This is a genomic window from Actimicrobium sp. CCI2.3 (assembly GCF_035019065.1).
Classification (GTDB): domain Bacteria; phylum Pseudomonadota; class Gammaproteobacteria; order Burkholderiales; family Burkholderiaceae_D; genus Actimicrobium.
Window position 1 is genome coordinate 92436 of the sequence record NZ_JASJWR010000001.1, and the last position, 14513, is coordinate 106948.

Consider the following 14513-nt stretch of genomic DNA (forward strand, 5'->3'; position numbering starts at 1 on the left):
CCGCGATGGATTCAACGTTTGATCAAAGTGCATTACTGAAAAAAATCCTGCCGGGCTGGAATGCGCGTTATTTTTTCATGGGGTCGGGTGTCCTGTTTGCCTGTCTCATACTGCTGGGTATGGCGGTGTTCGCACGTCATGTGCGCGAGCAGGCGCTGGAAGCCGAAGCCGAGCAGGGCCGGCTGTATGCCAGCGCGCTTGAAAATCACGTTTCCGAAACGCTGACGGCGATCGATAGTGCGCTTTGGGCGCTGGCACTATCCATCGACCAGCAAGACCCGAATGCCAGCGTGGCCCAGACCACGGCACTGGTCGACGCGGCATTGCATAGTTCGACCCGGCTGCGATCGATTTCGGTACTGGACCCTGCCGGCAAGGTGCTGCTCAGTTCCAATAGCTTGCTGGCAGGGCGTCAGTTCGATCTCGCTCAGCTCGGTTTTAACGGGCAGGGAGGCGACACGATGGTCCCCGGACGACCACAATTCGTGCGTGACTTCAACGAGATTCCCGTCACCCTGCCTGCATCGGGTGCCGGCCAGGATCAAGGTTATGTGATTCCGTTCTTGCGCAGTGCATCGCTGCACGGCATGCCGGTGGCGTTGCTGGTGGCGGTCAATCCGGGCGCGCTGTTTCCGCATTACCGGGCGGTGCTGGGTTCCGAAGTGAGCAATGCGACACTGTTTGATTACCAGGGCAACGTGCTGGCCGGGACTGCTACGGCGGGTCTTGCCGTCAATCAGAACTATTCCAGTCTGCCGCTGTTCGCTGATTTGGCCCGCAATATCGAGCATGGCCAGTTCCGTTACTTCCTGGGCAAGGACGCGCCCGATGAGGATGCCTTCATCTTCAATTTTCAGACGGCACGCAAATTCCCGGTAGTGGCCTTGGTCGGCATGTCCGAGGCCCATGCGATGGAGCGCTGGTCGACTGGTGCCGGCAACCTCAATTTGCTGGGTGTCTTGATTGCTGGCCTGGTGCTGCTCTACACAGCGGTACTGTGGAAAGTGATGCGTCATCGCGAACAGGTGGAAGCCGAACTCAACAAAGCAAAAGTCGTGGCCGAGCAAGCCAATGCCGCACGGGGCGCGTTTTTGTCCACCGTCAGCCACGAAATCCGTACACCAATGAATGCAGTGATCGGGATGGCCAGTCTGCTGCGCGAAACTCCGCTGGATACTCGACAGGAAGAGTTCGCCGCAACAATTGAGTCATCCGCCGATGCGCTGATGGTGATCATTGATGAGATCCTCGATTTTTCGCGCATCGATGCCGGCAAGATGACGATCGAGGCAGTCCGTTGTTATTTGCTGCCGCTGGTCGAAGGCAGCGTCGACGTGCTGGCGTTAAAGGCACGCGAAAAAGGGTTGCGTCTGCTGTGCTTCGTCGAACCCGGCTTGCCCGCCATGGTATGGGTCGATGCCGGACGCTTGCGTCAGGTATTGCTTAACCTGATCGGCAATGCGGTCAAGTTCACGCCGTCCGGCGAAGTCCGGGTCCGCGTGCGGCAGGTCAATCGGCAACTGGATGTCTGTACGGTACGGTTTGAAATCACCGATACCGGCATCGGTATCGCTGCGCCGGTCACGGCAGGGCTATTCATGCCGTTTGTCCAGGGCGATGGCTCGGTGACCCGCAAATATGGTGGCACCGGTTTGGGATTGTCGATCTGCAAGCGGCTGGTGGAATTGATGGGCGGGCACATCGGCGTTGACAGCAAGCCGGGGGTCGGCTCGACATTCTGGTTTGAATTACCGATGGATGTGCTGGCGGGCAGTGCTGCGCCGTTGGCTTTGCCGGAGCAGGGCGGTACGGCCGTGCTGGTGGTTCAGCCGCACCGGATTCAGGCTCATATCCTGCGCGCCTATATCCAATCCTGGGGCATGTCGGTGCAGGTGGTCGATACCGCTGCGCGCGCACTGGAGCAACAGCAGCGGCATTTTGCGGGCAGTCGCAAACAAGTGGTACTGATCGATTCGACGTTGCCGGACATGGCGGCTGACATGCTGCGCCAGGCGCTGGTCGATATCGCACCGCAGAGTCGCTTCATCTTGCTGGCAGACAGCAATACGGCGCATGCTGAAGCCAGCGCGCACGGCTTTCATGCCAGTCTGCAGCAACCGTTGCACCAGTCGTCCCTGTTCGATGCACTCAGCGATGCGCTGGAACGGCGTCGCACGGAGGTGCCGGTCGACGGGGACCGGCGCGCAGTGATCGCGCCCGTTGCTGTCGAGCACTCGCCGCGCGATCACCGTCTGGTATTGCTGGTCGAAGACAACGTGATCAACCAGAAGCTCGCGTTGCATCAGCTTCATCAGATGGGCTATGCGGTCGATGTAGCCGCTGACGGGCATGAGGCGCTCGATGCGCTCGCGACGGTATCGTACGGATTGGTATTGATGGATTGTCAGATGCCGCTGATGGACGGGTTTGAAGCGACCCGCCGGATTCGCCAGAACGAGCAAATCGCTGGTGGCCATATCCAGATTGTCGCGATGACGGCCAATGCGATGCAGGGCGATCGCGAGCGCTGTCTGGAAGCCGGCATGGATGATTACCTGGCCAAGCCGATCCGGCGCGAACTGCTCGCCCAGATGCTGGCGCAGCGCTTGCCGGGTATCGTATCCGTTGCGACGTCGTCGGAGGCAGAGGCGCAGGTCACCAGTGCGCCGTTGTTGCTTGACATGCATCGGCTGCATGACATGTTCGAGGATGACCTCGCCGCACAGTACGGCATGCTCGATCTGTTTACCTCGACGACTCCGCCGATTTTCGAGCAACTCGGCAGCGCCATTGCCAGCGTCAACTTCGGTCGGGCAGCAGCGCTGTGCCACCGGTTGGTGGGGTCCAGCGCGACGCTGGGCATGGATGAGCTGGCTGGTCTGGCACGCAGTGCCGATCGCGCCAGTCATGCAGGAGACTTGCCCAGACTTACCCAATTGCATGAAGACATGCAGTCGACTTTTGCTCGCCTGGTTGACCTGATTTACCGAATGAAAGAAACGCCATGATTGTCCTGATCGTCGATGATGACCTCACTAACCTTGCCTTGTTTGGTCATATGCTGCAGGTGATCCCGGACGTCACGGCAGTCAGGATGGCCGATCCGATCGAGGCATTGGCCTGGTGCCGCAAAAGTAAAGTCGACCTGTTGATTGTCGATTACATGATGCCGGATATGGACGGCCTTGAATTTCTGCAGGCCTTTCGCCGTCTGCCCGGCAAGAACGACGTGCCAATCATCATGGTGACTGCCGATGTGCAGACCGAAGTGCGGCACACGGCGCTGCAACTGGGTGCCAACGATTTCCTGACCAAGCCAGTCAACAAGACTGAATTGCGCGCCCGCGTTACCAATTTGCTGGCCTTGCGCGTCGCCCAGAAACAGCTGGCCAGTCGCGCCGAGTGGTTGTCCGAAGAGGTGGCCAAGGCAACGCGCGAAATTGTTGAGCGTGAGCGTGAAGCCATTCTGCGCCTGTCGCGTGCGGCCGAATACCGCGACCCGGAAACCGGTGCCCATTTGTTGCGCTTGACCAAGTATGCCCGGCTGATCGCCGGCAACCTCGGGCTTGGGCCGGCCGAACTGGATTTGCTCGGGGATGCCGCGCCGATGCACGATATCGGCAAGGTCGGGATTCCCGACAATATTCTGCTCAAGCCGGGTCGACTCGACGACGCCGAAATGGACATCATGCGTACCCATGCCCAGATCGGTGCCGATATCCTGCATGGAAGTACGTCGCCGCTGCTGCAGGTTGCCGCATCGATCGCCTTGACGCACCATGAAAAATTCGATGGCACCGGTTACCCGAACGGACTCAAAGGGGAACAGATTCCGCTGTATGGCCGGATTATTGCAGTGGCTGACGTGTTCGATGCGCTGACTTCGGCGCGGTCGTACAAGCCCGCATGGGACATTGATCGCGCCGTCGCATTAATCCACGAAGGTGCGGGCAGCCACTTCGATCCAGCCTGCGTGGAGGCCTTCTTCCACGACTGGGACAAAGTCATGGTGATCTACTACGCCAACCGGGACGGCGACTGAGCAGGCCCGAACCGAGCGCGTTTGTCGATGGCGGCGACCGACTACATCGGCCGTTTATGTGCTGCCTAAATAAAAGGCACCAGCTCTAGCCCAAGCCGGGACTGGTCTGCGATGGTGTTGAGTACGGTTATGCACAAAGTTATTCACAAAATGCGGGCATAACTGTCCGGCCCGCCGTAGCGGTCCCTGCTTGCTTTGCACTGTGATTGGATCGGCGAAGCCACGCACGGCACGGTATAATCCCGCCTTTCCGATTCAACCCGTGGCACCGTCTTCGGCGTCACACCAACCTTCCTCTCGCCATGTTGATTTTGCCGGGCTCCAACGCGCTCTCCGCTTTTCGTTCCCAACGCCTGTTAGCGCAATTGCAGAAGGTCGATCACGCGATCATTTCGGTCACGGGTCGCTACCTCCATTTTGTTGATGTCAGCACGACGCTGCCCCCGTCCGAGCAGGACCGGCTCGCTGGTCTGCTGATGTACGGCGAGCCGTTTTCGGGTGCGGCCGATGGTGACGAATTTGTCGTCATCCCGCGCCTTGGCACGATCTCGCCATGGGCCAGCAAGGCCACCGACATCGCCCGCAATTGCGGTATGACGGCGGTCCGTCGCATCGAACGCGGCATCGTTTATCACGTGCGGGTCAAGGCCGGTCTGCTGCGCGGCGTCAAGCATCTGGCCGACGCCAGCGTGCGCGGCGTGGCCGATGCCTTGCATGACAGGATGACTGAGATGGTCTTGCGTCAGGCCGAGGATGCCGCTGCCCTGTTCCGCGAACTCGATGCCAAACCGCTTGCGACGATCGATCTGACCGGTGGAGGCAAGGCCGCGCTGGTGGCCGCCAATACCGAACTCGGACTGGCCTTGTCCGGCGATGAAATCGATTATCTGGCCGAGGCATTCACGCAAGCCGGACGCAATCCGACCGATGTCGAACTGATGATGTTCGCGCAAGCCAATTCCGAACATTGTCGCCACAAGATTTTCAATGCCGACTGGACCATTGACGGTGTCGCGCAGGACATGACGCTGTTCGGCATGATCCGCAATACCCACGAACTGCACCCGCAAGGCACCATCGTCGCCTACAGCGATAACTCGTCGATCATCGAAGGTGCCAGCGTGATGCGCTTTTATCCGCGTGGTGCAGCCAGCGGAACGCTGTCTGCTAACGAGTACGCCGCCTCGCAGGAGTTGACCCACATCCTGATGAAGGTCGAGACGCACAACCATCCGACCGCGATCGCGCCGTTCCAGGGTGCTGCGACCGGTGCCGGTGGCGAGATCCGCGATGAAGGCGCGACCGGTCGCGGTGCCAAACCGAAAGCTGGCCTGAGCGGTTTCACCGTATCGAACCTGATGCTGCCCGGTGCCGTGCATGCCTGGGAAAATGCCCGCGATGTCACGACCCCGATTGCGGACCCGAAAGTGTCCGGCCCCGTCTACGGCAAGCCCGAGCGCATCGCGTCGGCACTGCAAATCATGATCGACGGGCCGATCGGCGCGGCCGCATTCAACAATGAATTTGGCCGGCCTATCCTGAGCGGCTATTTCCGCACTTACGAACAGCATGTCAGCGGCACCGTGTTTGGTTATCACAAGCCGATCATGATTGCTGGTGGTATCGGTAGCATCGCCGACCAGCACACCAAAAAGAACGACCTGCCGGTAGGAAGTTTGCTGATTCAACTCGGTGGTCCCGGCATGCGTATCGGCATGGGCGGCAGCGCCGCCTCGTCGATGGCAACGGGATCGAATACTGCCGACCTCGATTTTGATTCGGTCCAGCGCGGCAACCCCGAGATGGAGCGACGCGCGCAGGAAGTCATCAACTGCTGCTGGCAAATGGGTGCCGAGAATCCGGTCCTGTCGATCCATGATGTCGGTGCCGGTGGTCTGTCGAATGCCTTCCCGGAAATTACCAACGATGCCAAACGCGGTGCGATTTTCGACTTGCGCAAGGTGCCGCTCGAAGAGAGCGGCATGGCTCCCAAGGAAATCTGGAGCAACGAATCACAGGAGCGTTACGTGCTGGCGATTGATCCGCTGAGCCTGCCGCTGTTCACGTATTTGTGCGAGCGTGAACGCTGTCTGTTTGCCGTCGTCGGTACCGCCACCGAAGAGCGCCAGCTGAAGGTGATCGATCCGGCCCATGACAACACGCCGGTCGACATGCCGATGAATGTCCTGCTCGGCAAACCACCGAAAATGCATCGCGAAGCCAGTCACGTCGTCCAGTCATTTCCACCGATGGACCTGACCGGCATTGACCTGGCCGACGCCGCCCAGCGCGTGTTGCGACTGCCCACCGTGGGGGACAAATCGTTCCTGATTACGATTGGTGATCGCACCGTCGGTGCCACCAGCGTGCGTGACCAGATGGTCGGACCATGGCAAGTGCCGGTGGCCGATTGCGCGGTGACCGCGATGAGTTTTGAAGGCTACCTCGGCGAAGCGATGTCGATGGGCGAGCGCACGCCGCTGGCCGTTATCAACGCCGCTGCATCGGGCCGCATGGCCGTCGGTGAAGCCATCACCAACATCGCCGCAGCAGCCATTGCCGAGCTCTCCGATATCAAGTTGTCGGCTAACTGGATGGCCGCATGCGGCCAGCCGGGGCAGGATGCGGCGCTGTTCGATACCGTCAAGGCGATCGGCATGGAGCTGTGCCCGGCACTGGGTATCAGCATCCCGGTCGGCAAGGATTCGCTGTCGATGCGCACCACCTGGAAAGAAGACGCGGCCGACAAATCGGTCATGTCGCCGGTCTCGCTGATCGTCTCGGCGTTCGCGCCGGTAACCGATATCCGGCGCTCGCTGACGCCGCAACTGCGCACCGATCTGGGCGAGACGGCACTGATCGTCATCGACCTCGGGCGCGGCAAAAACCGGATTGGTGCCTCGGCACTGGCGCAGGTTTACCAGCAGCTTGGTGACATCACGCCGGACCTCGACAGCGCCGATGACCTCAAGGCATTCTTTGCCGCGATCCAGCAACTCAATGCCGGCGGCCAGCTCCTGGCGTACCACGACCGTTCCGATGGTGGCCTGTTTGCGACGCTGTGCGAAATGGCCTTTGCCGGTCGTGCCGGCATCACGGTCAACCTCGACATCATCGCGATGGAAAGCGAACACGCGGCTGATTGGGGCGATTCAAAAAACTGGGCCTCGCAAGTCAGCGAGCGGCGCAACGAGCTGAGCTTGCGTGCCTTGTTCAATGAAGAACTCGGTGCCGTGATCCAGGTTCGCGCCGACGAAAAATCGGATGTGATGAACGTGCTGCGCAGCTTCAATCTCGGTGCCTGCAGCCACATCATCGGCAAGCTCAACGAGCGTGGCGCGATTGAATTCACACGCGATGCCAAGGTGATCTATCAGCATCCGCGCATCGACCTGCATCATTTCTGGAGCGAGACCAGCTGGCGCATCGCGCGCTTGCGCGACAATCCGGCTTGCGCCGACGCCGAATACGCCCGCATCGTCGACAAGCATGATCCGGGCATCTCGCCGGTGCTGACTTTCGATCCGCAAGAAGACATCGCAGCACCGTTCATCGCTACCGGCGTGCGGCCGAAAGTCGCGATCCTGCGCGAGCAGGGTGTCAATTCGCATATTGAAACCGCCTACGTGATGCACAAGGCCGGCTTCACTGCCATCGATGTGCACATGAGTGATTTGATTGCCGGACGCGCGAATCTGGCTGATTTCAAGGGGGTCATTGCGGTCGGCGGCTTTTCGTACGGTGACGTGCTGGGAGCCGGTGAAGGCTGGGCCAAAACGATTCTGTTCAACCCGGCGCTGGCCGAACAGTTCGCGCTCTTTTTCCAGCGCACCGATACCTTCGGTCTGGGTATCTGCAACGGCTGCCAGATGATGAGCAATCTGAAGTCCATCATCCCGGGCGCGCAAGCCTGGCCGAAATTCACCCGCAACAAGTCGGAGCAATTTGAAGCACGCTTCGGCATGGTCGAGATCGCTGACTCGCCGTCAATTTTCTTCGACGGCATGGCTGGCACCCGCACGCCGATTGCGGTCGCGCATGGCGAAGGCTATGCCGATTTCATGCTGACGGGCGACATCAAGACCGCACTGGTGGCGCTGCGTTATGTCGACAACAAAGGCAAAGTCACCGAAGACTATCCGTACAACCCGAACGGCTCGCCGGACGGCATCAGTTCGGTGACGACACCGGACGGCCGCTTCACGGTGCTGATGCCGCATGCCGAGCGGGTCTTTCGCAGCACGCTGCATTCGTGGCATCCGGAACAGTGGGGTGAGGATGCGCCGTGGATGCGGATGTTTCGCAATGCGCGTAAGTGGGTGGGGTAACGGGGACCATGACCAGGACATGCCGGTTTTTCGGCTGTCCTTCGGGTCTCCAAAAATCGTAGGGTGCAATAACCGAAGGGCATTGCACCGAATGCACCGACTGCGGTTACTGATCCTGCATGCGCTTCGTCATGACCAAGCCGGGGGCGGCCCGGCAGCCGGACCGGCATGCGGTCCCTTCTTTTTGCTTCGCCAAAAAGAAGTAACCAAGAAAAAGGCGACCGCGAAGCGGCTGCCCTTCGGGTTCCCAAAAGCCGGAGCCAGTCAGGGGGAAGGTCGCAAACTCGCTTCGCTCAGACATGCGTCCCTCTGATCCCCTGCCTGACTCCGGCTTTTGGCAGCTGCTTCAATGCGGGGCAGGTCAAAGTCAAAGTCAAAGTCAACATCAACATCAACATCAACATCAACATCAACATCAACATCAACATCAACATCACCCCCTACAACTACCCCTAAATCGTAGGGTGCAATAACCGAAGGGCATTGCACCGTCTCCCTGAAACTGTTCATGTTGCGCCATGAACATCCTCTTCCAACTCAGAGCTTGCTCAACTCCAGTTCCACCGCCTCATGCTTCGATAGCATGGTCTGCGATGGCTGACTCATGCGGCTTACTACCACCGTAGCGATCCAGGCAAACAGGAAGCCCGGAACGATTTCGTATAACCCCAGCCAGCCAAACTGCTTCCAGACCAGCACCGTCACGGCCCCGACAAGAATCCCGGCCAGTGCGCCGTTACGCGTCATGTGCGACCAGAACAGCGACAGGATGACCGCCGGTCCGAACGCCGCACCGAAGCCGGCCCAGGCGTAGCTGACCATGCCGAGCACTTTCGACTCGGGATCGCCGGCGATGACAATGGCGACCAGCGCGATGGCCATGACCATGCCGCGACCAACCCAGACCAGCTCGCTGTGACCGGCGTCCTTGCGCAGGAAGGTGTGATAGATGTCTTCGGTCAGCGCGCTGGAACAGACCAGCAACTGGCACGACAAGGTGCTCATGACCGCCGCCAGAATGGCCGCCAGCAGCACGCCACCGATCCAGGGATTGAACAATTGCTTGGTCAGTTCGATAAACACGGTCTCCGAGTTGGCGTTGACCGCCAGGGCACCATCCGGATGCATCAGAAAATACGGAATGCCGATATAGCCAACCGCCACCGCGCCGGCCAGGCACAGAATCATCCAGGTCATGCTGATCCGGCGCGCCGCAGGGATGGTGCTGGCGGATTGCGCTGCCATGAAGCGCACCAGAATATGCGGCTGGCCGAAATAGCCCAGGCCCCACGCCAGCAGCGAGACGACGCCGACAAACGACGCGCCCTGCAAGATGTCTGATTGGGCTGGCTCCATCAGCGCAGCCATCGTTTGCGTCGGTTGCAGTCCCGTGGTGACGGCGAAATAAGCTACCGCGGGTGCCACGATGAGTGCCGTGAAAATGAGCGAAGCCTGAATCGTGTCGGTCCAGCTGACTGCCAGAAAACCGCCGATGAACACATAGGCAATCGTGCACGCCGCACCGACCCACAGTGCCGTCTGGTAGGGCAGGCCGAACATGTTCTCGAACAGGCGTGCGCCTGCCACCACGCCAGAGGCGCAATAGATCGTGAAGAACACCAGAATCACCACGGTGGTCAGAATGCGCAGCAGGTTTTGCTTGTCTTCAAAGCGATTTGAAAAATAGTCCGGCAGCGTGAGTGCGTTGTTGGCGCGCTCGGTGTACAAGCGCAGCCGGGCGGCGACAAAGCGCCAATTCAGGTAGGCACCCATGGATAGACCGACGGCGATCCATGCCTCGCTCACTCCCGTTAGGTAAATGGCACCCGGCAAGCCCATGAGCAGCCAGCCGCTCATATCCGACGCGCCCGCCGACAGCGCGGTGACAAAGCTGCCCAGACTGCGTCCGCCCAGGATGTAGTCGTCAAGATTGTTCGTTCTGCGGTAACCCAGGACGCCGATGAAGAGCATGGCGAACAGGTAAATGCTGAACATGATCACGGTAGGATCGGTAAAGTTCATGAAGGTCTCCTCGAGAATGGGCGAGTTGTTGTAATGGTTGATGCAGGCCGGGCGAATGGGCTGGGTACGTCTGGCGCATCCACGACTGGATCGGTCGTGGCGAGATGAAACATTGAGTGGAAAGTGGGATAAGACCGCAGGCGTCAACGGTGGGTTATGCGCCTGACATGACCGCCCTCGGCGGCGGTGAGCGTGTCGATCACAACTTGGAGGATGAATTCCTTAAAAGTTGATCATCTTCAATCTCTGATTGAATGTAAGTAAGTATCGATTTAAAACCATTGTTAGCAAGCGCGTTACTCAATCGATTTTTGTCCACCCGGTCATCCGGCTTCGGCCTTGATGAGCAAGATCAAACCACAATCAAATTGCGTCATCGCTATCGACGGCGCAGTGTATTTTTATCGTCTGCAGCCGCGTGCTGTTAACGTCACTCAGGCGAACGGATGTCCTTCCATTTTCTCTTTCAGCGTGCCCCGAATGCGGCACGCAAGCTGGCGCGAGTCCTGTTTTTTCTGGGGCTACTGGTCTGTGGAGCCGGTGTTGATCCCTTCGCGCTGAACGTCGCAAAGGCATTGCCCCTATCTCCGGATGCGGTCGTCTTGCCTGCCCGGTCAGCACAGCCGGGACTGTCGTTTGTCGCAGGGTCAATCGGTGGCATTGGTAATTTAAGCGGTGTCGGCAGTCAGGCGCGCTTCAACTATCCGGTCGGGATTGCGGTCGATGCTGCCGGTAACCGCTATGTCGCGGACTGGCAGAATCATGTAATCCGCAAGGTGCTCCCCGATGGGGGCGTGAGCACGCTGGCGGGGGCGATGTCCACCCCGGGCGCGGCCGACGGTAACGGCGCGGCTGCGCGCTTTTACTATCCGCAAAGTATTGCGATCGATCACGCCGGCAATTTGTATGTAGCCGATACCAACAACCAGACCATCCGCAAGGTCACGCCCCAAGGAGTCGTCACGACCATCGCCGGACGTGTCGGCGTGATTGGCAGCACGGACGGGCGAGGTAGCGCAGCGCTTTTTTGTTTTCCGCAAGGAATCGCGGTCGATGCCACTGGCACCTTGATCGTCGGTGATACCTATAACCACACGCTCAGGTCGATCAGTCCACGCGGCGTGGTGACGACGCTGGCTGGCAGCGCGGGCATGGCCGGAAACCTCAATGGTGTGCGTAGTGCGGCACGTTTCAGTAATCCGCAGGGTCTGGTCACGGATGCGTCCCGCAATATCTTTGTGGCCGATGCCGGCAACGGCCTGCTGCGCAAGGTCACACCGGCCGGTGTCGTGACGACGCTGGCCGGGTCGCTGGCCAATTTCGGACTCAGGGATGGCACTGGTGCGGCGGCCGGTTTCGAGGGGCTATCGAATCTGGCCATTGATCCGACGGGCACGCTATACGGTGCCGATCAGTACGCACAACGGATTCGCCGGATCACGCAACGGGGTGTCGTGACGACCTTGCCGGTCAATGCGCCGCTGGCTGGCCAACCGCAGGTAAGAATGCCGACCGGCATTGCTGTCGACCCGTCCGGGACACTGTCGGTGACAGGGCAATTCGGCGTCCATGTGATCACCGGCGGGACTACCCTCACCACCCTGGCCGGAAAAGAGCTGGAACTGGGGCGGGTCAATGGCAGTGGGTCGAAGGCGCGTTTTGACAGTCTCAGTGGTGTCACGAGCGACCCGTCCGGCAACTGGTATGTGGTCGATACATTGAACCACGTGATCCTCAAGATCACACCGGCCGGCGTGGTCAGTGAACTGGCCGGGAATGGCAAGCAGGGCAGTGTCGATGGCACCGGTGCCGGTGCAAGTTTCAGTTACCCGCGCGGGATTGTTGCTGATACGCTCGGAAATCTGTTCGTGGCCGACACCTTTAATTCGACCATCCGCAAAATCACACCAGCCGGTGTGGTGACAACAATCGCCGGTGCCGCTGCGTCGCCCGGCAGAGCGGACGGACCTGGCAGCCTCGCGCGTTTTTTTGAACCGGAAGGAATCGCCATCGACGCGGCCCAGAACCTGTATGTCGCCGATACCGGCAACCATACGGTACGCAAAATGTCGGCGGCCGGTGTGGTCTCGACGCTGGCGGGCAGCGCTGGAAGATATGGCAGCGACGATGGTGTCGGCGCGGCAGCGCGCTTCCTCAATCCAGCCGGTATCGCGGTCGATCTGTCCGGAAATGTCATGCTCAGCCAGCCGGTCTACGGGACGATCCGCAAGATCACATCGGATGGTGTCGTCACGACGTGGGCTGGCCGGGTACTGGAAAAAGGCTCGGTCGACGGACTGGGTGTTGCGGCGCGGTTTCGTACTCCTCAAGGGTTGACTGCTGACGGATTCGGCAACGTGTATGTCGCCGATACCGATAACAATACGGTGCGCAGGATAGCGCCATCAGGCCAAGTAACAACCGTCGCCGGGGTGCCAGGATCGGTGGGTATTCGCACCGGCGTTTTGCCTGGCAGTCTTGCGCAACCGATCGCACTCGCGATGTCCGGCGTGTCGACGCTGGCGGTGATTAATGAGAATGCTGTGCTGCGACTGGTGCTTAAAAAATAGGCTAGCGCGTGAGCGGATGTTCGGTGCAATGCCCTGCGGTTATTGCACCCTACGATTGACGGGGTGTTGTGTGGGTTGATGTTGATTTTGATGTTGATGTTGAAGTTGATGTTGATGTTGACCTGGCAGTTGACGTTGACCTGTTCCGCATTGAGGCAGCTGCCAAAAACGGTAGTCAGACAAGGGATAAGAGGGGCGCATGTCTGAGCGAAGCGAGTTTGCGACCCTCCCCTTGGCTGGCTACCGTTTTTGGGAACCCGAAGGGCAGCAGTCTCGCGGTCGCCTTTTTCTTGGTTACTTCTTTTTGGCGAAGCAAAAAGAAGGGACCGCATGCCGGTCCGGCTGCCGGGCCGCCCCCGGCTTGATCATGACGGAGCGCATGCAGAACCAACTACCGCAGTCAGTGCATTCGGTGCAATGCCCTGCGGTTATTGCACCCTACGATTAATACGACAGTCAGCGTAATTAGTCCATTCGGTGCCGTGTCGGTAATTGCCAAGCTAACCGTCGCCAATGCCGACATGGCGTGGTCCGACGCTCGGCAATACGCGGTATGAAAGTCATTTGAACGAAAGGTTCAATCCCCCCTGCGCTGCCGGACCCACTCTGCATCCGCCCGGTGGTGTATCCTTGGCGATCCATGCTGGTAACGTCGGTACGACATCTCTGATCGCCACCGGCCGCGCCTGAATTTTTTCACGCACCACCAGATCCTCATTCATGAAAAACTATTACGCCGTGCTCGGCCTGGACAGCGATGCATCGGCCAGTGCCATCAAAAGCGCTTACCGAAAAAAAGCATCCGAATTCCATCCGGACAAGAATACGGCGGCTGATGCAGCTGAACAATTTCGTGCCGTGCAGGAAGCGTATGACCTGCTGGCCGATGAGGTAAAACGCCATGCCTACGATGAAAGTCGCCGTCGCAGCCTGCTCGAACGACCGCTGGAAACCGCCGAAGAAATCTGGAGAACCTACATGAACAAGGTACTGCAATGAGCCTGTCCTATTATTTTGAAGACCTGTCGAAGGCTTACAAGGCCGAACTGGAAGACCTGCAAAGCGATTCCGAAGGCAACGATATCCTGGCCAAGCGCCTCAAGGACAAGCGCAATCAGTTCAAACTGCTCATGCCGATGATAGAGACCGCGCCGGAGATGGTGGCCGTCGCTTTCCATGGCGATATCAACTTCATCAACCTGCAAGCGCTGTACCTGCTATCGACTGCCGATCCGGAAGATTTTCCGGCCTGGAGCGAGCTGGTCGATGCGGTGCAGTTTTCGGTCGATACGCAAGCGCTGGCCGATGCGGTGCTGCTGGAAACCGGCGGCGAGCGCTTCCTGATCACGACCATCTGTCTCGAGTACTTGCACGGCAAGACCGGCAATAGCCATCGCGCCGCCGCAGATGACGAAGAGCATGACGAAGGTGAGAACGGCCGCGACGACGACGATGACGAGCGCGACCTCGATGAAGCCGGTTCCGAATGGATGTCCGAGCAAGGTTTCGACCGGCGCGACTAGTGGCCGCTGCCGCTGGTCGTGGCAGGCC

General features: G+C 59.4%; 9 protein-coding genes. 7 read left to right on the top strand and 2 right to left on the bottom strand.

The window, feature by feature from the left end:
• The first annotated feature begins 5 nt into the window (after positions 1–5).
• The 4 genes from QN370_RS00435 (at position 6) to QN370_RS00450 (ending at position 8826) form a co-directional block, all read left to right on the top strand.
• The gene (locus tag QN370_RS00435; protein WP_322127514.1) at positions 6–3008 is read left to right on the top strand and encodes a response regulator; all 3003 of its coding nucleotides are present in this window, start codon (positions 6–8) and stop codon (positions 3006–3008) included.
• Complete coding sequence (locus QN370_RS00440; RefSeq protein WP_322127513.1) at positions 3005–4042, top strand: HD-GYP domain-containing protein; 1038 nt, start codon at positions 3005–3007, stop codon at positions 4040–4042. Before QN370_RS00435 ends, QN370_RS00440 begins: the two co-directional genes overlap by 4 nt.
• Before the next feature lie 302 nt (positions 4043–4344).
• Positions 4345–8370, top strand: a complete 4026-nt coding sequence (purL, locus tag QN370_RS00445; protein WP_322127512.1) for a phosphoribosylformylglycinamidine synthase — start codon at positions 4345–4347, stop codon at positions 8368–8370.
• A gap of 168 nt (positions 8371–8538) precedes the next feature.
• Positions 8539–8826: a hypothetical protein gene (locus tag QN370_RS00450; protein ID WP_323581652.1), complete on the top strand. Its 288-nt coding sequence runs from the start codon at positions 8539–8541 to the stop codon at positions 8824–8826.
• Between the two features lie 81 nt (positions 8827–8907).
• Here QN370_RS00450 and putP read toward each other — a convergent pair whose 3' ends face one another.
• On the bottom strand, positions 8908–10392 hold the full coding sequence (putP, locus tag QN370_RS00455; protein WP_322127510.1) for a sodium/proline symporter PutP: 1485 nt from the start codon (positions 10390–10392) through the stop codon (positions 8908–8910).
• Positions 10393–10838: 446 nt separating this feature from the next.
• On the opposite strand from putP, the gene QN370_RS00460 reads away from it, so the two are divergent.
• Complete coding sequence (locus QN370_RS00460; protein ID WP_322127509.1) at positions 10839–12962, top strand: hypothetical protein; 2124 nt, start codon at positions 10839–10841, stop codon at positions 12960–12962.
• A gap of 560 nt (positions 12963–13522) precedes the next feature.
• On the opposite strand, the gene QN370_RS00465 is transcribed toward QN370_RS00460, so the two are convergent.
• Positions 13523–13684 carry a hypothetical protein gene (locus QN370_RS00465; protein ID WP_322127508.1) on the bottom strand — a complete coding sequence of 54 codons (162 nt, stop codon included), beginning with the start codon at positions 13682–13684 and terminating at the stop codon, positions 13523–13525.
• Here QN370_RS00465 and QN370_RS00470 point away from each other — a divergent pair.
• Positions 13683–13961, top strand: coding sequence for a DnaJ domain-containing protein (locus tag QN370_RS00470; protein ID WP_322127507.1), 279 nt, complete (start codon positions 13683–13685; stop codon positions 13959–13961). The two genes, QN370_RS00465 and QN370_RS00470, sit on opposite strands and share 2 nt — an antisense overlap.
• Complete coding sequence (locus tag QN370_RS00475; RefSeq protein ID WP_322127506.1) at positions 13958–14485, top strand: hypothetical protein; 528 nt, start codon at positions 13958–13960, stop codon at positions 14483–14485. Before QN370_RS00470 ends, QN370_RS00475 begins: the two co-directional genes overlap by 4 nt.
• The last annotated feature ends 28 nt before the right edge of the window (positions 14486–14513 follow it).

What these genes read in the sequence shown, in the direction of transcription:
- purL (WP_322127512.1), top strand. Translation starts at nt 4,345, where the DNA reads ATGTTGATTTTGCCGGGCTCCAACGCGCTCTCCGCTTTTCGTTCCCAA.
- QN370_RS00475 (WP_322127506.1), top strand. Translation starts at nt 13,958, where the DNA reads ATGAGCCTGTCCTATTATTTTGAAGACCTGTCGAAGGCTTACAAGGCC.
- QN370_RS00470 (WP_322127507.1), top strand. Translation starts at nt 13,683, where the DNA reads ATGAAAAACTATTACGCCGTGCTCGGCCTGGACAGCGATGCATCGGCC.
- QN370_RS00460 (WP_322127509.1), top strand. Translation starts at nt 10,839, where the DNA reads ATGTCCTTCCATTTTCTCTTTCAGCGTGCCCCGAATGCGGCACGCAAG.
- putP (WP_322127510.1), bottom strand. Translation starts at nt 10,392, where the DNA reads ATGAACTTTACCGATCCTACCGTGATCATGTTCAGCATTTACCTGTTC.
- QN370_RS00435 (WP_322127514.1), top strand. Translation starts at nt 6, where the DNA reads ATGGATTCAACGTTTGATCAAAGTGCATTACTGAAAAAAATCCTGCCG.
- QN370_RS00440 (WP_322127513.1), top strand. Translation starts at nt 3,005, where the DNA reads ATGATTGTCCTGATCGTCGATGATGACCTCACTAACCTTGCCTTGTTT.
- QN370_RS00465 (WP_322127508.1), bottom strand. Translation starts at nt 13,684, where the DNA reads ATGAATGAGGATCTGGTGGTGCGTGAAAAAATTCAGGCGCGGCCGGTG.
- QN370_RS00450 (WP_323581652.1), top strand. Translation starts at nt 8,539, where the DNA reads ATGCGGTCCCTTCTTTTTGCTTCGCCAAAAAGAAGTAACCAAGAAAAA.